Annotated in this window: 25 protein-coding genes; 13 read left to right on the top strand and 12 right to left on the bottom strand. The window is 59.1% G+C overall.

The features are described from left to right. Positions 1 to 42: 42 nt before the first annotated feature. Positions 43 to 792, bottom strand: coding sequence for a 5-formyltetrahydrofolate cyclo-ligase (locus BM337_RS10990; protein ID WP_089816649.1), 750 nt, complete (start codon positions 790 to 792; stop codon positions 43 to 45). A gap of 703 nt (positions 793 to 1,495) precedes the next feature. On the opposite strand from BM337_RS10990, the gene BM337_RS10995 reads away from it, so the two are divergent. Continuing rightward, a complete protein-coding gene (locus BM337_RS10995) occupies positions 1,496 to 3,973 on the top strand; it encodes a DEAD/DEAH box helicase (protein WP_089816650.1) in 2,478 nt (825 codons plus the stop codon). 65 nt (positions 3,974 to 4,038) lie between these two features. Here BM337_RS10995 and BM337_RS11000 read toward each other — a convergent pair whose 3' ends face one another. After that, the gene (locus tag BM337_RS11000; protein WP_089816651.1) at positions 4,039 to 4,989 is read right to left on the bottom strand and encodes a hypothetical protein; all 951 of its coding nucleotides are present in this window, start codon (positions 4,987 to 4,989) and stop codon (positions 4,039 to 4,041) included. A gap of 211 nt (positions 4,990 to 5,200) precedes the next feature. Between BM337_RS11000 and BM337_RS11005 the strand changes: the two genes are divergently transcribed. Then, positions 5,201 to 5,866, top strand: a complete 666-nt coding sequence (locus tag BM337_RS11005; RefSeq protein WP_177227419.1) for a helix-turn-helix domain-containing protein — start codon at positions 5,201 to 5,203, stop codon at positions 5,864 to 5,866. A 78-nt stretch (positions 5,867 to 5,944) separates the two neighbouring features. After that, positions 5,945 to 6,406 carry a HalOD1 output domain-containing protein gene (locus BM337_RS11010; RefSeq protein ID WP_089816653.1) on the top strand — a complete coding sequence of 154 codons (462 nt, stop codon included), beginning with the start codon at positions 5,945 to 5,947 and terminating at the stop codon, positions 6,404 to 6,406. 61 nt (positions 6,407 to 6,467) lie between these two features. Here the strand turns inward: BM337_RS11010 and BM337_RS11015 are convergent, their stop codons facing one another. Beyond that, complete coding sequence (locus BM337_RS11015; protein ID WP_089816654.1) at positions 6,468 to 6,818, bottom strand: putative quinol monooxygenase; 351 nt, start codon at positions 6,816 to 6,818, stop codon at positions 6,468 to 6,470. A 100-nt stretch (positions 6,819 to 6,918) separates the two neighbouring features. On the opposite strand from BM337_RS11015, the gene BM337_RS21740 reads away from it, so the two are divergent. Then, positions 6,919 to 7,044 (top strand): hypothetical protein, encoded by a 126-nt coding sequence (locus BM337_RS21740; protein WP_281244895.1) that lies wholly within the window; start codon positions 6,919 to 6,921, stop codon positions 7,042 to 7,044. A 12-nt stretch (positions 7,045 to 7,056) separates the two neighbouring features. Here BM337_RS21740 and BM337_RS11020 read toward each other — a convergent pair whose 3' ends face one another. Further along, positions 7,057 to 7,980, bottom strand: a complete 924-nt coding sequence (locus BM337_RS11020) for an LLM class oxidoreductase (RefSeq protein WP_089816655.1) — start codon at positions 7,978 to 7,980, stop codon at positions 7,057 to 7,059. 786 nt (positions 7,981 to 8,766) lie between these two features. Here BM337_RS11020 and BM337_RS11025 point away from each other — a divergent pair. Next, on the top strand, positions 8,767 to 9,447 hold the full coding sequence (locus tag BM337_RS11025; protein ID WP_089816656.1) for a hypothetical protein: 681 nt from the start codon (positions 8,767 to 8,769) through the stop codon (positions 9,445 to 9,447). Positions 9,448 to 9,536: 89 nt separating this feature from the next. Here BM337_RS11025 and BM337_RS11030 read toward each other — a convergent pair whose 3' ends face one another. Both BM337_RS11030 and BM337_RS20640 read right to left on the bottom strand, forming a co-directional pair. Next, entirely contained in the window at positions 9,537 to 9,773 is a 237-nt protein-coding gene (locus tag BM337_RS11030; RefSeq protein ID WP_089816657.1) for a hypothetical protein, read from the bottom strand. Positions 9,774 to 9,981: 208 nt separating this feature from the next. Continuing rightward, complete coding sequence (locus BM337_RS20640) at positions 9,982 to 12,105, bottom strand: hypothetical protein (protein ID WP_143117701.1); 2,124 nt, start codon at positions 12,103 to 12,105, stop codon at positions 9,982 to 9,984. Positions 12,106 to 12,540: 435 nt separating this feature from the next. Between BM337_RS20640 and BM337_RS11040 the strand changes: the two genes are divergently transcribed. The 5 genes from BM337_RS11040 to BM337_RS11060 all read left to right on the top strand — a co-directional run bounded on the left by BM337_RS11040 (position 12,541) and on the right by BM337_RS11060 (position 15,803). Beyond that, a complete protein-coding gene (locus BM337_RS11040) occupies positions 12,541 to 13,500 on the top strand; it encodes a hypothetical protein (protein ID WP_143117702.1) in 960 nt (319 codons plus the stop codon). Positions 13,501 to 13,841: 341 nt separating this feature from the next. After that, positions 13,842 to 14,327, top strand: a complete 486-nt coding sequence (locus BM337_RS11045; RefSeq protein WP_089816660.1) for a type IV pilin domain-containing protein — start codon at positions 13,842 to 13,844, stop codon at positions 14,325 to 14,327. 8 nt (positions 14,328 to 14,335) lie between these two features. Beyond that, positions 14,336 to 14,791: a type IV pilin domain-containing protein gene (locus tag BM337_RS11050; protein ID WP_089816661.1), complete on the top strand. Its 456-nt coding sequence runs from the start codon at positions 14,336 to 14,338 to the stop codon at positions 14,789 to 14,791. A gap of 8 nt (positions 14,792 to 14,799) precedes the next feature. Further along, positions 14,800 to 15,261 (top strand): type IV pilin domain-containing protein, encoded by a 462-nt coding sequence (locus tag BM337_RS11055; protein WP_089816662.1) that lies wholly within the window; start codon positions 14,800 to 14,802, stop codon positions 15,259 to 15,261. Positions 15,262 to 15,266: 5 nt separating this feature from the next. Then, a complete protein-coding gene (locus BM337_RS11060) occupies positions 15,267 to 15,803 on the top strand; it encodes a type IV pilin domain-containing protein (protein ID WP_089816663.1) in 537 nt (178 codons plus the stop codon). Positions 15,804 to 15,816: 13 nt separating this feature from the next. Here the strand turns inward: BM337_RS11060 and BM337_RS11065 are convergent, their stop codons facing one another. The 4 genes from BM337_RS11065 to BM337_RS20645 form a co-directional block, all read right to left on the bottom strand. Then, on the bottom strand, positions 15,817 to 16,071 hold the full coding sequence (locus tag BM337_RS11065; protein ID WP_089816664.1) for a DUF7692 domain-containing protein: 255 nt from the start codon (positions 16,069 to 16,071) through the stop codon (positions 15,817 to 15,819). Positions 16,072 to 16,147: 76 nt separating this feature from the next. Then, entirely contained in the window at positions 16,148 to 17,476 is a 1,329-nt protein-coding gene (locus BM337_RS11070; RefSeq protein ID WP_089816665.1) for an RNA-guided endonuclease InsQ/TnpB family protein, read from the bottom strand. Next, positions 17,473 to 17,904, bottom strand: coding sequence for an IS200/IS605 family transposase (gene tnpA / locus BM337_RS11075; protein WP_089816666.1), 432 nt, complete (start codon positions 17,902 to 17,904; stop codon positions 17,473 to 17,475). The genes BM337_RS11070 and tnpA overlap by 4 nt, the downstream gene beginning before the upstream one ends. 387 nt (positions 17,905 to 18,291) lie before the next feature. Beyond that, complete coding sequence (locus tag BM337_RS20645; protein ID WP_143117703.1) at positions 18,292 to 19,104, bottom strand: hypothetical protein; 813 nt, start codon at positions 19,102 to 19,104, stop codon at positions 18,292 to 18,294. Between the two features lie 556 nt (positions 19,105 to 19,660). Between BM337_RS20645 and BM337_RS21745 the strand changes: the two genes are divergently transcribed. From BM337_RS21745 to BM337_RS21910, 3 genes are all read left to right on the top strand, one after another. Beyond that, the gene (locus BM337_RS21745; RefSeq protein WP_281244896.1) at positions 19,661 to 19,789 is read left to right on the top strand and encodes a hypothetical protein; all 129 of its coding nucleotides are present in this window, start codon (positions 19,661 to 19,663) and stop codon (positions 19,787 to 19,789) included. Between the two features lie 6 nt (positions 19,790 to 19,795). Next, the gene (locus tag BM337_RS11080; protein WP_089816667.1) at positions 19,796 to 20,083 is read left to right on the top strand and encodes a hypothetical protein; all 288 of its coding nucleotides are present in this window, start codon (positions 19,796 to 19,798) and stop codon (positions 20,081 to 20,083) included. A 166-nt stretch (positions 20,084 to 20,249) separates the two neighbouring features. Then, positions 20,250 to 20,630, top strand: a complete 381-nt coding sequence (locus tag BM337_RS21910) for a PD-(D/E)XK family putative nuclease (RefSeq protein ID WP_089816668.1) — start codon at positions 20,250 to 20,252, stop codon at positions 20,628 to 20,630. 15 nt (positions 20,631 to 20,645) lie between these two features. On the opposite strand, the gene BM337_RS20650 is transcribed toward BM337_RS21910, so the two are convergent. Beyond that, entirely contained in the window at positions 20,646 to 21,638 is a 993-nt protein-coding gene (locus BM337_RS20650) for a hypothetical protein (RefSeq protein WP_143117704.1), read from the bottom strand. Positions 21,639 to 21,922: 284 nt separating this feature from the next. Further along, a complete protein-coding gene (locus BM337_RS11090; protein ID WP_089816669.1) occupies positions 21,923 to 22,303 on the bottom strand; it encodes a hypothetical protein in 381 nt (126 codons plus the stop codon). Positions 22,304 to 22,350: the final 47 nt, after the last annotated feature.

Genomic DNA, 22,350 nt, shown 5'->3' on the forward strand with positions numbered 1-22,350 from the left:
CGCGTCGTCATAGCTGGCGCGTCCTCAGGGCCGGCGCGCTGTTCACGGCTCGCTTCGCTCTCCGTTCACGGTTTCTCGCCGCTCGCTGCGCTCGCGGCGACTCGCGAGCACCGGCATCTCCTCGATCCGTTCCTCGTCGAGTTCGTCCCAGTCGACGCCGGTCGGCCGGTCGAACGGCGTCTCGGTCTCGATCGTCCGCTCGGGCGTGACCAGGTAGTCCAACGGCACGTCGTGGTCGTCGACGGCCCAGTCAGCGTCGCTCAGTTGCATCTCGTGAACCGTCGTCACAACGGGCGTCTCGTCGTCGACGAGGTCCAGTTCCCGCAGAACGGCGTACTCCAGGTCGCTGTACCCCTCGCCCTTGCCGATGCGGGCGCCGTCCTCACGGACCGCCACGCTCCCCGAGACGACGACGTCGACGGACTCGACGGCTTCGGGCCCGACCTGCCGCCCGTACTCGTCCATCGACGACACCGTCGGCGCGGCGTCCAGGTCGTCGATGCGCTCGGGGTCTAACTCGACGAAGCACTCCTCGTCCCTGAGTCGTGGGACCGCCATGTAGACCGTCTTCCCCTCGTGGAGTGCCCGGCGACGGACCGGTAGCTGCGGCGCGTCGGGGTTGGCCTTGATAGAGTCGGCGGATCGCCAGGCATCGAGTTCCGCGAGTCGGTTCGCGGCCGCTTTCGCGCCGGCGAAATTGGGGATGCGGCCGTGGGGCGGGAACGGAAACCGTGCCTGGCCGCTCTCCTCCAGTTCGTCCCAGACCCGCTCTCGGATGTCCTGTTTGTTCATTATCTGGGGGTGTCGGCCCGTTCCCGGAAGTCGGTTCGGATCGCTGGAGATGGGTACTTTGTGTACCGGTCTCGTTTAGTTGGTTTCGAGCTGTCGGTGCATCCGCTGACAACAACACGTCGAAAGCCCTCGGCGCGCTCTCTGGAGTCGGAACCGAGCCCGCCAACACCCAGAAAGCCCTCGGCCCGCTGGACTCGCGCGGACCCGCTGCGCTCCTCACTTCGTTCCGGTGCTTGCGGGTCCGTGCTTCGCCCAGCGTGCCTCGCCCTTTCAGTCCTCCAGGGACAGCATTGCTCGCGCGATAAATCGCGCTCGCGATTGACTCCCCACCCCTCCCCGGTCGCGCCGCGTCCGCGTCGCGACACGCTTCCTGACCGCACCGCCCGGCCGGGAGCGCGTTTCATCGCGCGACCAGGGGGAGGGCAGGGGCGATGCTGTCCTGGTGGACTGAAAGGGCGAGGCGGGGTCGACGAAGTCCGAACCCGTAAGCACGCGAGGAACGAGCGCGCGCAGTGGGTTCGCACGAGTCGAGCGCGCCGAGGGCTTTCTGGTTGTTGGCGGTCTCGATTCAGACTCGTGAGAGGGCTTTCTGGTTGTTGTTGTTCCTGGTCCTCACGTCGCAGACCCACCAAACCTCTCGCTCAACTCACACGCGTACCGATCGATCAGCAAGACGAATAGGGCTCGATGCGTTACCGCGTGCGTGGACGAGACGATCGCGTGGCTCCGGGACAGACCGTACTACGAGGGCCAGATCCGGGACGAGCGGACGGTCCCCGGCCGCGGCGCCGACTTCGCCGACGTCGACCTCGACTCGCGACTAGCGAGCACCCTGGAGTCGGCGGGCATCGACCGCCTCTACGACCACCAGGCCGAGGCAGTCGACGCCGTCAGGGGCGGGGACAACGTCGTCCTGGCGACGGAGACGGCGAGCGGGAAGAGCCTGGCCTACACCGTCCCGGCGTTCGAGCGCGGGATGGACAGACGGGCCACCACGCTCTACATCGCGCCGCAGGTCGCGCTCATCAACGACCAGACGGACACCCTATCCGAGTTAGCACAGGGCCTGGGCTTCGCCTCTGGCGTGCAGGTCGACCAGTACACCGGCCGGCAGTCGAAATCGGAGAAGGAGGCCATCAGGGAGCGCCAGCCCACGGTGTTGCTGACGACGCCGGACATGCTCCACTACGGGATTCTCCCCCACGCCCACCGGCTGTGGAAGTGGTTCTTCGAGCGCCTGGAGACGGTGGTCATCGACGAGGTGCACGAGTATCGCGGCGTGTTCGGCAGCCACGTCTCGCTCGTGATGCGGCGGCTGAGCAGGATGGTCGAGCGGTTCGCCGACGACGGGCCCGACGAGGCCGACGGGAACCCGGAGTGGGTCTGCTGTTCGGCGACCATCGGGAACCCCGTCGAGCACGCCGCCACGGTGACTGGCCAGTCGGCGGACTCCTTCGCGCTGGTCGACCACGATTCGAGCGCCAGCGGGCCGCGACACTGGCTGCTGTGGAACCCGCCGGAGTACGGCGGAGGCGGACTGGCATCCGGGGGCGCGGACGGGGACGGGAGCGCAAGCGGAGGAGGGTGGGGTGACGGCGGCCGCCGCCGGTCGAGCCACGTCGAGGCCAAGCACCTCTTCGCCGATCTCGTGGAGCGCGGGCTCCAGACGGTCGTCTTCACACGCTCGCGCCAGACCGCCGAGCGGTACGCCAGCCAGTGCGCCGACGAGTTACAGGACCGGGGGGAACACGACCTCTCCCGGTCGGTGGGGGCCTACCAGGCCGCGCTCACGGACGAGCGCCGGCGGGACCTGGAGGCCGAACTCCAGTCTGGCGAGCTACGCGGCGTCTGGAGCACGAACGCGCTGGAGCTGGGCGTCGACGTGGGCGGGCTGGACGCCGTGATCCTCGACGGGTACCCGGGGACCAGAATGCAGACGTTCCAGCAGGCCGGCCGCGCGGGTCGCGGCACCGACCCGGCGCTGGTCGTCCTGCTCGGCGGCGAGGACCAGCTCGACCAGTACGTGATGCGCAATCCCGACGTGCTGTTCGACCACCCGCCGGAGCAGGCCGTCACGAATCCCGAGAACGACCAGCTGCTGCCCGACCACGTGCTATGTGCCTCGCGGGAGAACTGGCTCAGTCCCGACGACGACCGTCACTTCGGGGGGACGTTCCCCGACGTCGTGAGCGACCTCGAAGCGACGGGGGACCTCGACCGCAGGACCACCGACGCTGGCGTCCGCTGGCTCTCCGCGGTCGACGGCAGCCCCCACCACGAGATGAGCCTGCGGACCATCGACTCACAGGAGATCCGCCTGCTGCACAAGGGGGATATCGTCGCCAAACTGCCCTTCGGCGACGCCCTGCGCGACGCCCACCCGGGCGCCATCTACCACCACCAGGGTCGGACATACGAGGTGACCGACCTCGACCTGGACCGCGGCGTGGCCGAACTCGACCGGACGTGGGCCGACTACTACACCAAGGTGCTCCACGACAAGGAGATCACCGTCGAGGCGGACCTGGGCGAGCAGTCACTCGACGCCCGCCCGGACGTCCCCGTCCGCTTCGCCGAGGTGACCATGCGCAAGCAGATAACGGGCTACGAGCGCCGGGACGGCCAGAGCGGCGAGAAGATCGGCGAACGCTCACTGGACCTCCCCGAGACCAGCCTGGAGACCAGGGCCCTCTATTTCACCGTCCCCGGCGACGTCGAGCGGGCGATGCTGGGCGCGGGTGCCGGTGGCGAGGCGGTCGCGGACGGCGGGGGTGAAGAGAGGTCTTCCCAACCGGACGGCCCCGCCCCGGTCGCCGAACTCCCCGACGAACCCGGCGACTTCCCGGGCGGCATCCACGCCGCCGAGCACGCGATGATCTCGATGTTCCCCTTCGAGTACCTCTGTGACCGCCGGGATATCGGTGGGCTTTCGACGCCGCTGCACCCCCACACAGAGGAGCCGACCATCTTCATCTACGACGGCTATCCCGGCGGCGTCGGACTCGCGAAGAGCGGCTACCGCGGCGTCGACGAGTTGATGGCGACGACGCTCGACATGCTCCGTTCCTGTGATTGCGAGGGTGGCTGTCCCGCCTGCGTCCAGTCGCCCCACTGCGGCAACGCGAACGACCCGCTCGACAAGGGACTGGCCATCTACCTGCTCGACGCGCTCACCGAGTGAGGAACCGGTGACCCGGGCGGCTCGCACACCATCTCGCCCTCGGCCGGACGACGATCGCGCTCGCCCTAGACGGTGTTTACGTACAGTTCGTGCTGGTAGTCGCGACCGTCGTAGCGGAGGTACTTCCGGGCGACGCCGTCGTCCACGTCGTCGACGTCGAGTGCGTCGAGCAGGTCGGCGAACGGCTCGTCGAGCGGCGCCGTCTCCGCGTAGCCATCGCCGGTCGCCCGGAGGAACATCCGGCGCTGTTCTTCGGACAGGTCGCTCTCCGAGAGGCGAACGTCGAGTTGAGCGCCGTCGACGGCGTCGGCGTACTCGGCCATCGAGTCGCCCAGCTCCGTGGCGACGACGGAGTAGGCCGGCTCGCGGATGCGCTCGACGCTCGCGTCGACGCGGAGGACCGTCCCGTGGGTCGAGACCGTCTCGTACTCGGGGTCGGGAACGAGCACGCTCTCCGATGCGGTGTTCTGCCGATAGACGTACCCGCCGTGTTCGGTGAGTTCGTCCGGGGCACCGACGCCGTGCTCGCGCCCCCTCGCGGCGAAGTACGCGATCATCGCGGCGTTGCTGTCGACGTCGGGGAGGTCCTCGACGGCGACGTCTGCCTCGGGGACGTCCTCGTCGTCTTCGTCGCCGACCCAGCGCAGTCGGAGGACGTCCCGGTCGATGGACTTCTCCCCGGTGACGACGACGGAGAGGCGGTAGTAGCTCCCCTCGTACGCCGTGTACTCGCCCTCGTCGTTGATGGCGGAGTAGCCGTACGTCGTGTAGCGGCCGTCCTCGATGGCGCCCCGGCGGGCCTCGGCCTCGAGTTCGTCCCACGAGGATTCTATCTCGTCGGGCGACCAGAGCAGGTGTTCCGCGAGCGGTTCGTCGAGGTCGCGGACGTGGAGGCTGTACTCGCGCTGTTCGTCGTCTTCGTCGTAGCTCTGGAGGGCGGTACAGCCAGCGAGCGACGTGGCAGGGAGGGCGGCCAGCGCCGTCAGGGTGCGCCGGCGGGACCAGCGGGCGGGCATGGGCGCGACTGGTCAGCCAGAGGCCATAAATCGTTCGAGCGACGCCGGCCGACACTCCCGGGGGCCGACGGTCCCAGTGAGGGCCGACGGTCCTGGTGAGGGCCGGCGTCCCGGTGACGGCCGACGGTCCCGGTGACGGCCGGCGTCCCCGGGGCGAGTTCGGTCTGCGACGCGAACCGTCTTGTACGTGGCAATGGAACGAACAGTACGCATGGCCGTCATCGCAGAGTTCTCGGTCGACCACGTTGACTTCGCGCTGTCCGAGATTTTCGAAACCTGTCCGGACGCGACAGTCGAGCTCGACCGCGTCGTCCCGACGGACGAGGCGTTGCTCCCGTACTTCTGGGTCTGGGACGCCGACGCCGACGCCGTCGCGGAACTCGTGGGGCGGGAAGGCACCGTCTCGCGGCTCGAACTCGTCGACGAGGTCGAAGGCGGCGGCCTGTTCCGCGCGTGGTGGACCCGCGAGATGGGCGGCATTCTACAGGCGATGGCGACCTCCGACCTGACGCTCCGGAAGGCGGTCGGGTCGGCCGACGACTGGCTGTTCGAACTCCGCGCCGAGCACCCCTCGGCCCTCTCCGCGTTCCAGCGCTACCTCACCGAAATCGACGTCGAGGCGTCCCTCGTCCGGTTACACGAACTCGACGAGGACGCCACCACCGGCCGGTACAACCTCACGCCGGAGCAACACGAGGCCCTGCAGACTGCCTACGACCGGGGGTACTACCAGCAACCCGCCGAGGTCGACCTCGAATCGCTGGCCGCCGAACTGGGCATCTCTCGCTCGGCGTTCAGCGCCCGCCTCAAGCGCGGCTACCGGAACCTGATCGAGGCGACGATCGCTCACGAGCAAGACCCAGACGCCGAACGGTAACTTGCCGGCCCTTCAATACCCACCATACTGAAGGCCAACCTTCTCTCCCCCGAAGCGATTACCCAGACGTGATGTCCAATGGTTGATCTGGCCAAGCACGATTCCTCTCAATCCGGCGTCGACGCTCGCATCGGGGCCCGCGAGTCGGTGGTCCAGTCGGTCCTCGAAGCTGTCCACCCCTCTACGGGCGAGGATCTGATCGGCAGCGACTCGACCCAGGCGGGCACCAGCACCGTGACGACGCCCCCGCTCTACGACTTCGTCAACCCGGACGCGCTGGAGGCGCTGTATTCTCACGCCCAGGACCACCGGGGAACCGCGGAGTGGACGACCACGTTCCGCTACGCCGACGCCGACGTCTCCGTCACCAGCGCCGGCACCGTGACGGTCGAACCTCGCGACGGCGGGGAGTCGGACCAGCGTGGCCACGCCTGCCCCGGCTGCGAGGACGCCACCGTCGGCGTGAGCGACGACCGGTTCGTCGTCGGCGCCACCCTGCAGTGCCCCGAGTGCGGCCACGAGTGGGCCGTTTCGTTCTAGGGAGGCCCGCGCTGAACCCGATGTTCTCCGGACGGTGTGCAGTCTTTTTCTGACGACGGTGCTACTGCCGGTCCACGTCGGCTTCGACGTCCGCGTTCGGATCGACGGCCTCGTCGACGGCGAACTGTGTGACGTCGATGGCGTCGAGAAGGTCACGGTCGCTGTCGAGTAGCTGCGGTAGCTGCGCTTCGAACTCCCGGTAGTGCGCCGACTCGTTGTGTGCCTCCAGCGCCGCTTCGTCCTCGTACTGTTCGACGAATCGGACCACGTTGGGGTTGGCCACCTCTGTCGTGCCCACGTAATCGATCACTCCCGCTTCCTCCCGCGTCCGTTCGACGAGTTTTTCGACGGCGTCGAGGGCTTGTTCGCGCCGGTCCGGGTCGATTCGGAGAGCCGCGTGGACGACGATCATGGTCTGACGAGTCATGCAGACGACAGATAAAGGTTGTACACCTTCGTGCGGACGGCGTCCGAGCGAAAACCACTATCTGTGCCCCGACGAATCTGCCGGTATGAACGAGCACGTCGCCGTCTGCCGGGACTGTGAGTGGGAACAGGTGTTCCCGAAACGGGACATGGCCGAACACGGAAAGCGCGTCCACGAGGACGAGACCGGTCACACGGTCGCACTGGAGTGACGAGCGCGCCTCTCACGACACCTCGTCGACGACCTCCTCGGCGAATCGCGTGAGGTTCGCCGCGGGGTCGTCGCCGCCCGGCGAGACGAGCACGTGGTCGACGCCCACGTCCTCCAGGTCGCGGAAGTACTCGGCGAACCACTCGGTGCCGGCGCGGTAGCCCAGGTGGATCGGTTCGGGGCCGGCCGTCGGGTCGTCTGCCAGTTCTGTCTGCACTGCCATCGCGTAGGGCTTGTCACCGGCCGCCTCCCGCCAGTCGGCGAGGTAGCTCTCGAGGGTCTCCATCGGCAGATGATAGAAGAACCAGCCGTCGCCGTGCTCGCCGATCCACTCGACCTCCTGGCGGGCGTGGCCCGTCGGCAGGAGCGGAATGGTGTCGGTGGTGGGCTTCGGCACCACGTCCATCTCGCCGTCGAGCGTGCCCCACGAGGACTCGATTTCGGGGAACTCCTCGCGCCACACCGTTCGCATGACGTCGACGCTCTCGCGGAACAGCTTGCCGCGCTCTCCGGGGTCCACGTCGAAGGCCGGGAACTCCGGGTCGCGGTCCCCCGTCGCGACGCCCATCACCAGCCGGCCGTCGGAGAGCCGGTCGACCGTGGCGGCGGACTTGGCGACGTGGAGGGGATGGCGCAGCGGGAGGACGACGCTGGCGGTGCCCAGCGCGATCTCGTCGGTGTGTGCCGCGGCGTGGCTCAGCCACGGCCAGGTGTCGAAGGTCTGGCCCGCGTCGCCGAATCGCGGCCAGTAGAGCGGGACGTCGCGGGCCCACAGCGCGTCGAAGCCGACCGACTCGGCGTGGGCCGCCAGTTCAATCTCCTCGTCGATCGGTGGCCGGGACTCGTTGCTTCCGGTGAGTGGGAAGCCGGTCCCGAAGGTGAGCCCATCGGTGTCGAAGATCCGTCTCCAGCCGGCGTTGGCGTGGCCCCGTGTCACGAGAGAGGGTTCGGTCTGTCGTGTGAAGGGAACTGTGATCTCGGGTCTGTTCGTCGGGTATCACGTGGGTGAGTATGGCGAACGTTTCGTGAGTCTACGCGGTCACCACTGACAGCACAAACACGTCGAAAGCCCTCTGCGCGCTCTCACGAGTCGGAAACGAGGCCGCCAACAACATTTAGAAAGCCCTCGGCGCGCTCGACTCGCGCGCCACAGTCTGCGCTCCTCGCTTCGCTCCGGTGCTTGACGTGTCGTGCTTCGCCGAGCGCACCTCGCCCTTTCATTCCTCCAGGGACAGCTGTCGCTCGCGCCACGGAGGCGCTCGCGATTGACTCCACCAAACCTCCCCGGTCGCGCCTGGCGGCGCGACACGCTTCCTGACCGCTCCGCACACGCCCGGCCGGGAGCGAGTAGCCGAGCGAAAGCGAGGCTCTCGCGACCAGGGGAAGGGCAGGGCTGCGGTACTGTCCCTGGAGGACTGAAAGGGCGAGCGGCTCTCGTCCCTCCCGGGCGACGCAAGCACCTACTGGAGCGCAGCGAGCCCCGGAGAGGTCGAGAGCCGCGAGGGCTTTCTGGGTGTTGGCGGTTGCGGGATCAACTCCTAGCGAGCGTACCGAGGGAGTTCGACGGAGTCACGGAATCTGTACCGTCTCGACGTGCTCGACTCGAAAGCACCGCTCGTGCGAACCGGATCGGTGTCACTCGTAAAATCCTATCCAACCGACGAAATTATTCGAACCGACCGCACGGAGAAAGCCTCTTCTCGGAGGCGACGAACGCCGGAGTATGCGACGACGATCCGCCCTCGCCGCGTTCGCCTCCCTCGGGACGGCGGCCCTCGCCGGCTGTTCCCTCGATCGCGAGGAGCTCCACGACGACCCGCCCACCGTCCAGCCGTCGACCGAGACGACCGAACGGACGCCCACCGCCACGGCCACGCCAGAGGCATCCACGCCGCGGCCCGGCGACGTCCCCGCCGAGCGCGTCGTCGACGGCGAGGCGGTCGCCGAGAACGGCGTCGGCGTGACCGCCGACCGCTGGTTCGCGCTGGAAGCGCTTCGGTACGAGAACGGCGACGGCGAGCACGAGACCGTGACGTCCGACCGCGGCTGGTTCGTCGCGTGGGAGTTCACCGTCGCGAACCGGGGCGACTCGCGGGTGGACGCGCTGCCGGACTCGGTGTTCGAACTCCGCGTCGACGGGGAGACGTCCGCCCACCTCCACGAGTTCCCCGGCGGCGTCTCCTTCGGCGCGCTCGACCAGCCCGACTCGGAGCCCCAGGTCCGCGAGCTGGCGTGGTACGGCGGCCTCGACCCCGGCGAGGCGGTGTCCCTCCAGCTGGTGTACGAGGCGCCGGTCCGGCGCGACTACCGGCACTACCTGGCCTGGGACCCCGAGTCACCCGTCGAGGGCGCGTCGGAGCCGGTGTACCTCACCGGCCAGCGCGTCCTCCCCGGCGCGGAGTGAGCGGGGGGAGTCGGCCGGTCGCGGTCGGGCTGGGGGCGGTTGGGCTGGTCGTGGTCGGGCTGGTCACGGTCGGGCTGGTCGTGGTCGGCTTAGCCGCGTGCGAGTCGCGAGGCCACGTCGCCCAGCCACTCCGGCTCCTCGAGGTCGGCGAGGACGCCGTCGCGCCAGCTGGTGACGATCTCCGTCGCGCCGTCGCGCGTGACGTCGACGTGCCACTTCCGGCCGTCCTCCGTGGTGAGTTCGAACCGTGCGCCGCCGCCCGGGAGCGCCTCCAGGTGTTCGATGGTCACCGACTCGCCCGTGTAGACCTCGATGGTTTCCTTCATGGGTGGGTTCTGGTGTCGGGATGACTTAAACAGCGGCGGGGCTTGTGGTCCGACCAATGCTTATAGTCCGATGTAGACGATTTTGATATAATCTTCAAGACTTGTGTGCGCGCTCTAACCGTTTGGTCGACCATTTCATCTAACTCTAACATTCGCATATTCCATTTGGTTGTTATAAAATAACCCATTCCCAAAGCTCGTCCTGAATTCAACCCATATCTCCTAACACCTCTTCAACTCTTTCTCTCGATAAAACAATCTCATCATTTGGGATCGCCTTTTCTTGTTCATCCCGCTGCCCAGCTAACCGATTGTATTTTGCAAACAGTTTCCGGTTCTCTCCGTCTAAAACGACTTTTGCAAATAGCTCATGACCGATTGCGTACCAGATAAGTGCATAAATATTATTGTTCATATTTTCTAGATGTTCGCCGCATTTGATGTATTCGTCAGCAATTTCATTCGGTCTATCTCGAATAAGGTCTAAGCGTTGCTGAAGTCTCTGTTGAGCTTCAGTGTGTGTCTCTTCCAGCATTTCCCTCAACTCAATACGGTCTCTGATGTTTTTATCTAGTGAATCGAACCTTTCTTTGAAAGGATCTTTCTCTTGATCTGGTTCGCCTTCCAATTCTGGTGTTAGTTCTTCCACAAGATGTTCGATTTCATCTAACCAGTGGCAAAATGGGTCTTCCTCCAAGCCATACTTTTCGGCAGTTTTTCCAAATCTATTGTAATATTCTCTAGCGGTTCTACTATCAGTTACTCCGAGAGCAATAAGAGTCGCTAAAGCTCTGTTTACATCATTAGGTAAATCCTCAAACAAATCTGAGTTCATCATCCTTTGAATCCGTTCTACGACATCATCTGGGTTTGACACATTTCCGAGGTCAAGATTTTCGGTGTTCACATCACCTGACCAACCACTAGCTAATTCATTAGCATATGCTTGAATATCAAAGCCAAAGAGGACCCCTAATGTACCGGAGAATAGTTCGTTTTCTACATCCCCTTCAATGCCAAGAATTGACTCTGATAAGTCTTGGAGAATCTCTGTCGGGTCTTCGAAAAAGAATCTCTGCGCTGTCAGACCAAAAGCGAATACCCCTGACGGATCTCCATTTATTTCCTCAAGCTCTCTAATAAATTCTCCTTTGTCCATATCTTCATTTAATTTTGACAAATGATGTATGGCTAGGAACAAGTTTGGATCTGTATGTCCTGGATCCATATCTCGAGGAGATATCGTCTCATCTTCTTCTGTTCCCCCAACCTGATTTTGCATCTCCTGCATCCGAGACTCATGGGCATCTACCCACTTTTCAGCATAATCGTGGAACGACATTTGGTGCTGCTTCGAAAGTTCATCGCCGGTGAGTTTTGTCGAAGTATAGAGTTTAACATATTTATCGGTAGTAAATAAGCCAGACTTTTTCTGTGAGACAACTCCTTTACTGCGTAATCTCGTCAATATCTCCTTTGCTTCACCACGTGTTTTGTCCGTAACTGATGCCACGTCCCGTTGGTCAAGGTCGATAAGGTGTGCACTGTCTGTCAGGAGGTCTAGCTCGTCTCCAGAGATCTTATCTTCATATACACTTGCCCAGAGTTCTTGTAACGCCTCTCCCGATAGTTTCTTTCGTAGTGAGCCGCGTTCTGCAGCGATTTCTATCGCAACCGGATTTCCGTCATGTATTCGGTGAATTTCAGCGGCCTTCTCCTCATTTACTTCCCCGTCTATATGGGTGAGATAACTGACGGCCTGTTTTTTACTTAAACGTCCTATCTCAAACTGAATGCTATCCTCAAATTTACAATCCGTGTATCCATCCGTTATTATCGTAGAGTCGCCAGGGATATCCAGTTTCGGTATCCAACCAAAATTATCGACTGGTCTTTTTCCATGGTAATTAACGAAAACTATAAGATTATCTTCTGTCCTATTGCTTACATCATGGAGATAATCATTCGTGCGTGAATAGTCCGGTCTAGCTTCTACTCCTGCACTGAAACCTGCTCCAAAGGAAGCTCCAACATTCTTTATTCGGCTGTAAATATATTTAATTGTTGATAGCTCTCGCTGAAGCTCGTATCTTAATGTCTCCATCAGCTCGGCATGGTCCCACTCCGAGATGTCAATTGAAATTACATTAAATTCTTCTAATTCAGATTGGAGGTCATCAGTAAATCCCTCAACAATGACTTTCCGACGTATATGTAGGTGATCGGGCGTCTCATCGGTCAGAATGTTCCTACACTCCTGAATCTCAGTTCCCCGCTTCATTATTATTCTACATTTAAATCCAACCCCAATTACTTTCGGATCCAATATCATATTGACATAAATCACTCCACTCATGTCAATACAAATGATATATTGTTCTGGCTCTTAGCACAATCCGCGAGTGTCTCATTGATTAATGCCATAACGCCATTGGGCTGTCTTCATTGGCTTGGCCTTCCGATCTGAGCCCGATAAGAAGCGGCGGATATCTAGCTCAAATGCACCTATTTCATTTTAATTACAAAGTCTCGTCCAGAGAAAGACGTTCCGGGCGTCCGGCCCCGTTCCGCTCGTCCGTTCCGGGGCTGTGACTTGTGTCAGAGCGAAGCCCTGACAACGTCTTGCTTGCGGTGCTCGCTAGACTTCCAGGGTTCAAATCCGCTCGGTTCATACTTCACGCTCGGGGGTCTCACTTCATTCGACGCCTCGCAAAAAGTATGGTCCAACGCGGGTACGGAATTTCCGCTTGCTGATCCATCCGTAGCTGTGCTTGCTGCTATGTGTCGGTTTTCATATTGTGTCTGGAATGAACTCGCGTCGACGAGAATTGGGATTACTACCGAATCACGGACAAAGGACGCGACTACCTCGCGGGCGACCCCGACGCCGACGATCTCCGACTCGACGACGAGGAATAATCTCCGGCCCACTAACCATGCCACCATATCCAACCACAGAGGCGTTTTCAGAGACGCACACCGAAGACACGTACGCGAGCCCATAGAGCGGCTGGAAACCAACGAGCGGGTGATGCAGGCCGCTGCCGAACATCCCAACAAGAAGTCCTCGGCGCTGTCGAGCGTGGTCAAACTCCCCCGGTACCAGATAGAGACCTGGGTCGACGACGACGGGAAGCCCGACGTGGGCCGCGGCGTTGAGACGGCCCGGGAACGCGGGTGGCTCGACGTCGACGTCGAGACTAAACAATTCGACGCGCTCAACACGCTCGTCGCGGCGGTCTTCTCGGGCGGGACGATTAACGAGAACGACGTCCCGGCGTTCACGCCGGACGCCGGATGCGTCACCGTCACCCGGGTCAAAGACGCGCTGGTCCAGCTCGGCGCCGGCACGAAAACCCGCGGCGACGACGACGCCGACCGCCCGGTCGAAGTGCTCCCCGAGACCGACGCGTCGGTCCTCGGCCGTGTTCTCGTGGCGCTCGGTGCCCCACACGGTGCGAAGAACAGCGAGGCGGACGTCTCGCTTCCCGAGTACTTGGACGACTGTCCGATGTACCTCCGGCGGGACTTCGTCGAGATTTACGTCTGGAATCGTGGGCAGCAGATGGGCGACGGGGCGACTGTGCAAATCATCGAGGAACGCCCCCGGAAGTTCTACGAGGAACTCGCCGGGCTGATCAGGGCGGTGGTAAATGGGCCGGTCTACATTCGCGACGACGGGGTCAGTATCTCGTCAGCGGCCATCGAGGACCTACGATGTGGTTGAAAAATCACGGGCCAAAACTCCGTCCGATCGCTCCCTCTATTCGCTGTCGTCGAGACAAAGATTAGCTGTCTCTCAACGCGCACCATCGTTCCTCTGGACCAACACGTACGCCCCTTCAAGCGGGCCTTGAGCGGCCGAAATAGGCAGTAACGCAGTCTGATAAAGCCGGTCTCACGGGGTTCTAGCTGCTGAATGCGGAGGATACTATGGGTTCGGGCCGAGGGGATCCCATTGCGACCCCACGCACACCTTCGATACCCGTCAAGTGACCCTTGATTAATCGTAGATTAGCGAACAGTACGGAGGGTTTAATGTGCAATCTATCAGGGTTCAATTCGCACATGCAGATCAAACACCTCATGCAAGACGACGATGCCGTTTCTCCGGTCATCGGCGTCATCCTCATGGTCGCGATCACCGTGATCCTCGCGGCCGTCATCGCATCGTTCGTGCTCGGTCTCGGTGACCAGGCACAGCAGACGACTCCACAGGCGAGCTTCTCGTTCGACTATGAACAGGAGACTAGTACGGCCGACATCTTTAGTCACGGTTCCGGAGTGGAAGACGGGCTGTTAACCATTACTCACGATGGTGGTGACACTATCGATGCTCCAAGAATTAGCATTGTCGGAGCATCTAGTACCTCCGATTTGAACCTTGTTACTGATTCAAGTGGGACGGGCGAGTACGTTTCTAACGACGAAGTCTCAGCTGGATCGACAATTCCCCTTCGCGTAGCCAACGGTGACACAATTCGCGTCGTGTACTCCGGCGAGTCTGGAGACAGTTCTTCGACGCTCGCAACTTGGGAAGGACCCGATGCCTAAGTAAAACAATGAATCTTAAACAACTCATCCACGAAGACGACGCTGTTTCACCGGTCATTGGCGTCATTTTGATGGTTGCGATCACCGTAATCCTCGCGGCTGTGATCGCATCGTTCGTGCTCGGTCTCGGTGACCAGGCACAGCAGACTACTCCGCAGGCGAGTTTCAGCTTCGATTACGACGGTACAACTAGTCCAAGTCCTGGAGTCGGTCTCTACGACGACAGCACGGGTGAGGGCGGTGACCTAACGGTTACTCACGATGGTGGGGACACTATCGCAGATGCTCGTGTAGATATTGTTGATGACGACGACTCATATGCTCACCAGTTTGGATCTGAGATCTCTGCAGGCGTCTCGACGACCGTGGAGGTTGACAACGACGATACGGTCAGAGTGATTTTCACCGGCGAATCTGGAGATAGTTCCAGTACTCTTGCTACCTGGGAAGCACCCAACGCCTGATTGAAACAATGGACCTGAAACAACTCATCAACGACGACGACGCTGTATCACCAGTGATCGGTGTCATTCTAATGGTCGCGATCACTGTGATCCTCGCGGCCGTTATCGCATCGTTCGTGCTCGGTCTCGGTGACCAGACATCAAATACGACTCCGCAGGCCAGCTTCTCATTTGACTACGAACAAGGCACGTCCCCGAGTGGTTCGTTCATCAGTATTGGTTCCGGTAACACGCTAGAAATCGTTCATGACGGTGGAGATACGATTGATTCAGAACGGCTGAGTGTTAGCGATGGAACCAATTCTGCAGACTTTGACGATCCCGATGCATTGGGTGCCAGCGCGGCAATGTCGGCTGGCAATTCAGTGACTGTGGAGATAGAGAACGACGACGTAGTTCGAGTCATCTACAGTGGCGAAAGCGGGGACAGTTCCTCTACTCTCGCAACGTACGAAGCACCCGGAGCATAAGAACAATGGATATAAAGAAACTCATCAACGACGACGACGCCGTTTCACCGGTCATCGGTGTCATTCTCATGGTCGCGATCACCGTGATCCTCGCGGCCGTTATCGCATCGTTCGTGCTCGGTCTCGGCGACCAGGCACAACAGACGACCCCACAAGCCAGCTTTAGCTTCGACTACACGCAAGACGACGCTGGTGACGATACACTCAAAGTCACTCACGACGGCGGTGACACAATTGAAGCAGCACGAATCAATGCGACCGCATCAGGAGCGATAGCACATGATTATTCTGGCGGTTCAGAAACAGACCTGAAATTTGGAACTCATCCAGGCGGCGCTGATGGTGAGCTCTTCACGTCAGAGGTCAGTGCTGGTACAACTGACACCTTGAATGGAGACGACTTCCACGATGGGGCAGATTACGCGTCCTCGATGACAGGCGATCATCTCGACCTGTCGGAAACGACCATTCGTGTCGTCTATTCAGACGCATCCGGTGACAGCAGTTCGACCCTCGCGACCTGGGAAGGCCCAGACGCGTAACCGCTAATTCAGTTCATTTTTCGACATCCACGGCCTGAGAGACATCTATCTCGTAGTAACTCGGCACAGTCAGCGTCTCCGCGATCTCCCGCCTCTGAACAGTAGTTAAATCGTCCCGCGCCAGCACTTTCTGGATTCGCTGGTCGATTCTGACGGTGAATTCGGCGGACTTCACGAGCGCTGTGGTCTTGTTGCAGCTCCAGAACTCTGCTGCCTCGTCGATCGTGTCTTCGCGTCGAGCGTGCTTCCCGTCAGTTCGGATTCGCACGAACGCCGCTCGTACACACGGGGCCTTGACATCCTCCCCGCGCTAAAGCGCGAGGATTCCTCCGTTGGGGTTTCGGCTACCGGTCCACGGAGGCAACTTGCGGGTTCGTGCGCACTTCTTTGGGACTGTCATGAGGGCGTGGTTTCCCCGACCAGTCATGGTCGTCCCACTTGAATCGCACGGGCCGTGCCATCGGCCTGACTTCGCAATCGCTGTTCTCTCGAAGGAACGTCTCTGACGCCGTGAGGTCGGCGTTCCCCTCGAATCCGCATAGACACGTCAGCGTCTCTCCGTGGCGAACCGTCTCCTCGTGGTCGCCACACTCGGGGCACGTCTGACTCGTCCACGCTTCCGATTCGGCTTCGAGGCTGATGCCGTATTCCTCACAGACACACGCGAGACGGTGGATGAATTTCTTGAACGCCCAGAAGTTGTGCGTCTTCTCGTTCACCCTGACCGACCAGTGCGTTTCCAGCACGTCGGTCAAATCGCCCACGTACACCGTCGCAACACCCTCGTCATACAGCCGTTCGACGAGGTCGCGCACCAGCGCGTTCTGTGCGTGGTCACGACGCTTCGTCCGCTGTCGGTACAGCCGTCGAATCCGTTTGGAACTGTACCGTCCGTCGCGGAGTTTCGACTGGAGGCGGGCGATTTCGTCAGTCGTCTCGCGGAACCGTCTGAACAACTCGCGTCCGTCGTAGAGGTACTGGTTCCCAGTAGTCGTGGAACAGGCGACGAGGTTGTTCGCGCCAACGTCGAGGGCGGCTTCTTCCGAAGCCAGTGGTGAATTCCGAAAACGCTTCGCGTTTTCGACTTCAGGAAAATCGGAGATTTTCCGTGAATCCAGTCGAGAATCAGGGACGGTGACTGGTTGAAAAGCCCTGAACGTATCGCTAACCTCGTCGTATTCGAGTTCCAGACGACCCTGTTTGCCGTCCCACTTCGGGTTGCCCCGGACGTCGAGACGGAGTCGTTCGTAGTAGCCGAGTCCGTATTCGTCTTTCAATTCTTGCCCAACTGGAATTTCGAGACGCGACCGCTTGCCCCACTGAATCGTGTACTGGTCATTGCGGATGTAGGTGCGGAGTTCGCGCCCATCCTCCTCGTTGCCCCAGTACGACGGTGGGTTCGCGGACTCTCCTTTCTCCGTGAGGGCGAAGAACGACCGCCACGCTTCGCTGTTCTTCCGCGTGACCTGTTGAACGGTCGCGCTTCCGACGACGTCGTTGTATCGTCCTCGGTATTCGGAAGTGTCCCATACGTCGCCGTCACCGAAATAGTTCTGACGGCGTTCGTAGGTCAGTTCGTTCCAGAGGGAGGCGGAAGCGTCGAGTAACCGCAGGAGGCACTCTTTGTCTGTCTCGGTCTGTGGAACCACCTCGAAGGTGTTGACGCGCTTCATTCGTCGTCACCCTCCTGTTCAGCGATATACTGTTCGACAGCGCCCTTCGAGGCACTGCCCGCTGTACCGACGTAGTACGAACGAGTCCACTTCACCCGGTCATCGTACCGCTGGTTGTACTTGCGGGCGGAGATGCCCTTGACCCAGTTGACGATGAGGGATGGGGCGTTCCTCGGTGGACTCCCGATGAACAGGCGGACGTGGTCGGGCATAATCTCACACTCGGCCAGTTCGAGGTCTTTGTCTCTACAGATTTCCGCGAAGATGGTTTCGAGACGTTCCTTCGTCTTCCCCGTCAGGTGCGAACGCCGATACTGAGCGGAACCCTGTTCCGCGAGGTCAGCGGGACCTTCGGTCCCGCCTGACTTCGGCACGAACACTATGTGGTAGTAGAGTTCGTATTTCGCGTGACGGGTACTCTTCACCATCTATGTATACTATCACAGTCGGACGGCTTAAAGATCACGTTGAACCCCGTCTATGCCATCGTCGGCGGTTGAATACTATCGGTCGGCTTCATCCCCGTCCTCGAAAAGCGAAGCTTTTCGGTTGCAGCGAGAGCTTTGCTCTCGCCCTGCCCCTGAAGGGCGAGGCTTTCGCCTCGAATTTTTCGTAACTAAACGGGCTTCTCTTTAAGTACTACTCCATGGCCCATGCCCATCGCTCGTCTATCTCCGGACTGCGCCCATCGTCACCTACTCAATATGCACACGGACTGAGCGAGTTCGTGTGTATATCGAAGCGAGTGGGTTTCTCTACACGCAAGTGGTGGGGATCATCTGGTTAGAAGATACTCTGGAGTGTTCAACTAAGATTTATTCGAAAAGGGCTCCGAGAATCCCACCGATCTCTTCGTCATTCTCACCAAAGAGTAAGATTACTAAAGATGCAAAAAACGATATCCCGGTCACTGTGATAATTACTCCCGCAAGGTCAAGCGAGAGTTGCATAGCCTGGAATTGAGCGAATGCAGAAAATGTGGATAGTGATACAACTAACGCAGTTATTGCGACGGTTAATCTTCGTGCTATTTCGAAGGATTCGGTAGTTTCTGTAACTGAATCATATTTGACCAAATTCCGTTCTATCTCCTGAATGTCTTCATTGTGTCCGGGATATTCCGCTTTTTCACTAATTCTATCAAGGACCTTCGCACTTTCAGCAGGTAATACGACCGGGCTGGGTGCATCTTCACGAATGGTATTGATGATTTCTGTGATCGCCGCGGAATATCGTACTTTTTGCTCTGGGTCAAGATATCGGCTATTTTTAATTCGAAGATCAACATCCTGTAAGAGAGATACTGGGGTCGTAAACTCAGATAAGGACACTTGATGCTCTCGTTCTGCAGCGTCAATTAAATCATCAATTCTCTCCGATGACAGCCCTAACCTGCCCATATCTACTTCGCTATCTCCGATCTTCTCCCTATTATTTATGACAATATTCTCAATTGCTGTACGAAGTTCTTCTAAAGCCCGTTGTCGGTCTTTATCTTTCGCAGATTTGAACTTCCTTTTAACTCCATAATTGGATAACCCTGCAGCTAATAGAGTGACAAAACTAGTAACTAAAATCGTCACCCAGTTTGCAAGAATTGGGTTGATAAACCAATCAAAACTCACCATTGCTCACTTATCCATTTCCCTTTCATTTATACTTAATGTCAGAGACATGGTCGTCAGCAACATATTATAATTCCATAGATCCAACTAATGCAAAATTCTGTTTAACAAATTCTGGTTGTAGTATACTTCAGCCTCTTCTCCCAGTTACTACTGACTACCTGTCTTAAACCGACCCACTCGGAACGCGGTGAGTAGCTGCTGAAGGACTGGCAACAGCCCGACAGGCAGTCACACAACCACAAATGTTCCGACAAATCGACTTCGAGGACGCCCTCGCGGGCGGCCTGTTCACAGTATCGAGCCTCGCAAGCAACGGCATCCTCGCGGTGACGCTCATCCGCGCCGGCTATAACGTCGACCTGATGGGCGAGGTGTGGGCCAACGGCGGCACGGTGATCCGCTTTGCCTTTCTCATCTCGCTGGCGTGCCTGGGCGTCGCATACGCGATGAACCGCTACGACGGCCGACGTGGGAAGGACATCCAGGTCAGCACCGACCTGAACGACATCGTCTGGTTCAAGGCCAGCTACGAGACGTACATCGCCGGTGGCCGGTGGTGCTGGTCACCGTCAACGGCCTCAACGTCATGGGCGCGCACGAGTTCATCATGGCGAACTGGTGGGCCGGCCTGGTCTCCGTCGGCGTCCAGCTCGGCGGCTACTACGTCTTTAGCTACCTGGGGTGAGCGAGGATGGACGACATCCTCAGCTACGCACTGATCATCACGATCGGCCTCGTCGCGACCACAATCTTGTCGGCCCTCGTGGGCGCCCCTCTCCCGGTCGTCCTTCCCTCTATCGTCTCGGTTCTGGCGGTCGACGGCCACTACCACATGCACAGTAACATTGACCAGGACGTCGCCGACTTGGCCACCGTCCGGATCACCGTCGAGAACGTCACGGTGTGGCCCATCGTGGGCGAACGCGAGCACGGCAAGTACGTCGACGCGGTGCAACGAGTAGAGAATCTAATCGCATGATGAGAGTACGACGCCCTGCGTTGCGTGTTGCACCACCCCCGGCGTACTGGATAGTGCAGGCCCATGGCTCGCTCGCCGGGGGCGAGCGTACGCCAGCCATGGGCAATCGCTGGACGATGGCTGGAGGAGTAGATATATATGACGCGCGACGAGCGCGTGATCGGCGATGAACCGGTCGCACAAGGCAAACCACTATGGGACGCTCTGCGAGCGGAAAGCGGTCCATCGATACGGGTTGGAGTTAGATCGCTCGAGTTGGCACGATGCTCGCCGAGACGATGGGACGCCGGTTGAAATCAAGAGTACGATGAGGCGGCACGCAGATGGACAGCCGGGAAACTTCAAACTTTATTCAAAGTATCACCGGCGCCTCTGGCGAACGAACGGGTGGTATATCTTTATTATATACCGGGTGCGTGGAAATGGATTACAAGTGCTAAAGAGTGAGATGAGGCATAGTAGCCGCCTTCCACAGTTGAGTTGGCATGGCGGTGGCCAGCATCGCGACGCCAAACAGGCTAAAATATTGATCAACAGCCTGTTTTAACCGAGCAATCTTAAACTATGTATGAGGGGAATCAGGCTTCCCAATCTTTGAAAACATGCTTCTCTCAATCATTGATTGCTTATCTCCTTGTAATTGGAACCTCTCAAACTCTATTCCTGAAGAAAATAAAATCTCGTCTGAAACACCATACCGGCTTGGGAAAACCATGTCTAAGAGTTGCTTTTCTTGAACTTCTCCCTCCCCATCTTTGTATTCGAGAATATACTTTATTCGAACGAAGAGAGTACCCACAGCATTATCGACAATTTTCTTCTTCGCATCCTTGCTAACCTTTTCACGAATTTTTTCTTCTGAATCAACTGGCAGATCTGAAACATCCGGTTTGTCATATAGGATCGAAGAAACCCTATCTTCCCCGTCTAGTGATAGATGGTACTCTGTTTCTTCTTCCGTCTCTAAGTCAGGATAGTTATTTTTTGTGATTCTACTCTGTAGTTTTACTTCTGATACTGGTTCCGGTAATTCTGATAACGAAAGGTGCCCTCCTCTCGTGATGAACTCGTTCTGAATAAAGAACCCTCCAGTATGTGCAGGGATGGCGAACTTCACATCCCTCTCCCCACCTTCTAAATAATTCCCACTGCGCTTTATTTCGGTTCCTGCTTCTTCTAATGCTGCTATCTGTATTCGCTCCAATTCTTCCTGGACTGACTCAAGATCTACTTCTACTTCCGAAAGCAGTTCTGGGATGACCCGGATAGCCATCTCATTTGTTCTCCCTTGGCCGATATTTGAGAATCTGAAATATATCTGATTATCATATGACGTTTTATGTCTGAGTTCAGATTCGCTTATTCCAATACCTTCTGATATGATATCTGTTTCAGTTTCTTTCTCCATCTGCTTCTTCAGAACGCCATGTTGCTTATAGTACAGGAATGCAAGGGTGCCGCTTAGCAAAACTGATGCAAACCCACTTCCAATTTGGCCCCATTCTTGTAACCAACTGCTAACTATCGAAATGAGGGTCGATAACTCATTTATCATGTAATTGGGTCGCTTGTTAGGAGATATTGGGTCCTATTAAGCTCTGTTGCGTTTGGTGGTGGTGTATTTTGATGATGTGGCCTTAGCCACACCCCTAATGCAGAATTCAACCCCCAGGGTTGGATTCGAGACGGCGACACTCGCCGCTCGTCGAGCTGACCAAGACGGTCGCGAAGACGATCGACGCTCGCGCGACGAGAAGGCGGCGAAAATAGCGGTGGTTTCGGGGTGCTGCATAGTGATGCCTCTATCCAAGCCCGGCGCTACCCGGTGTTCGGGAACCGCTAGGCCTGGCCCATGCTACCGTTCGAAAAGCGAACTCTCGCCAGCCGGAATCGCTCTTCCGGCATCCCGGCCTCTCTCCAGATCTGGAGTCCCTCGGCCATCGTTTTCTCAGTGCTCTCTAGGCCGGTGTCGTCGAACCAGAGCGTCATTTTCGCGTCGCGGGCGTCGGAGACGTCGACGCAGTGGCGAGCGGCCCACGCGATGAACGTCCTCAGCGTCTCTTCGAGCCCATGTTCCATGGCTTCTACGGCCTTCGCCGTCGTCTCTGTGGCCCGCTGGATGCTCTCACGTGCCTCGCTGACGGCAGTATGGACCATCTCGGCGACGTAGTCCGACTGGAGGGAGACGTCGGCGGACTCGCGCTCTACGAGGTCGTCCATATCCCGCAACACCGCCGAACGCTCTTGGCGTACCGATAGTTCTGAAC

Source organism: Halomicrobium zhouii, from assembly GCF_900114435.1.
Lineage (GTDB): Archaea > Halobacteriota > Halobacteria > Halobacteriales > Haloarculaceae > Halomicrobium > Halomicrobium zhouii.

Bases quoted from the DNA above. Each gene is read 5' to 3' on its own strand.
- BM337_RS10990 (WP_089816649.1), bottom strand. From the start codon at position 792: ATGAACAAACAGGACATCCGAGAGCGGGTCTGGGACGAACTGGAGGAG.
- BM337_RS11000 (WP_089816651.1), bottom strand. From the start codon at position 4,989: ATGCCCGCCCGCTGGTCCCGCCGGCGCACCCTGACGGCGCTGGCCGCC.
- BM337_RS11005 (WP_177227419.1), top strand. From the start codon at position 5,201: ATGGCCGTCATCGCAGAGTTCTCGGTCGACCACGTTGACTTCGCGCTG.
- BM337_RS11010 (WP_089816653.1), top strand. From the start codon at position 5,945: ATGGTTGATCTGGCCAAGCACGATTCCTCTCAATCCGGCGTCGACGCT.
- BM337_RS11015 (WP_089816654.1), bottom strand. From the start codon at position 6,818: ATGATCGTCGTCCACGCGGCTCTCCGAATCGACCCGGACCGGCGCGAA.
- BM337_RS21740 (WP_281244895.1), top strand. From the start codon at position 6,919: ATGAACGAGCACGTCGCCGTCTGCCGGGACTGTGAGTGGGAACAGGTG.
- BM337_RS11025 (WP_089816656.1), top strand. From the start codon at position 8,767: ATGCGACGACGATCCGCCCTCGCCGCGTTCGCCTCCCTCGGGACGGCG.
- BM337_RS11030 (WP_089816657.1), bottom strand. From the start codon at position 9,773: ATGAAGGAAACCATCGAGGTCTACACGGGCGAGTCGGTGACCATCGAA.
- BM337_RS20640 (WP_143117701.1), bottom strand. From the start codon at position 12,105: ATGATATTGGATCCGAAAGTAATTGGGGTTGGATTTAAATGTAGAATA.
- BM337_RS11045 (WP_089816660.1), top strand. From the start codon at position 13,842: ATGCAGATCAAACACCTCATGCAAGACGACGATGCCGTTTCTCCGGTC.
- BM337_RS11050 (WP_089816661.1), top strand. From the start codon at position 14,336: ATGAATCTTAAACAACTCATCCACGAAGACGACGCTGTTTCACCGGTC.
- BM337_RS11055 (WP_089816662.1), top strand. From the start codon at position 14,800: ATGGACCTGAAACAACTCATCAACGACGACGACGCTGTATCACCAGTG.
- BM337_RS11060 (WP_089816663.1), top strand. From the start codon at position 15,267: ATGGATATAAAGAAACTCATCAACGACGACGACGCCGTTTCACCGGTC.
- BM337_RS11070 (WP_089816665.1), bottom strand. From the start codon at position 17,476: ATGAAGCGCGTCAACACCTTCGAGGTGGTTCCACAGACCGAGACAGAC.
- tnpA (WP_089816666.1), bottom strand. From the start codon at position 17,904: ATGGTGAAGAGTACCCGTCACGCGAAATACGAACTCTACTACCACATA.
- BM337_RS20645 (WP_143117703.1), bottom strand. From the start codon at position 19,104: ATGGTGAGTTTTGATTGGTTTATCAACCCAATTCTTGCAAACTGGGTG.
- BM337_RS11080 (WP_089816667.1), top strand. From the start codon at position 19,796: ATGGACGACATCCTCAGCTACGCACTGATCATCACGATCGGCCTCGTC.
- BM337_RS21910 (WP_089816668.1), top strand. From the start codon at position 20,250: ATGAACCGGTCGCACAAGGCAAACCACTATGGGACGCTCTGCGAGCGG.
- BM337_RS20650 (WP_143117704.1), bottom strand. From the start codon at position 21,638: ATGATAAATGAGTTATCGACCCTCATTTCGATAGTTAGCAGTTGGTTA.
- BM337_RS11090 (WP_089816669.1), bottom strand. From the start codon at position 22,303: ATGGACGACCTCGTAGAGCGCGAGTCCGCCGACGTCTCCCTCCAGTCG.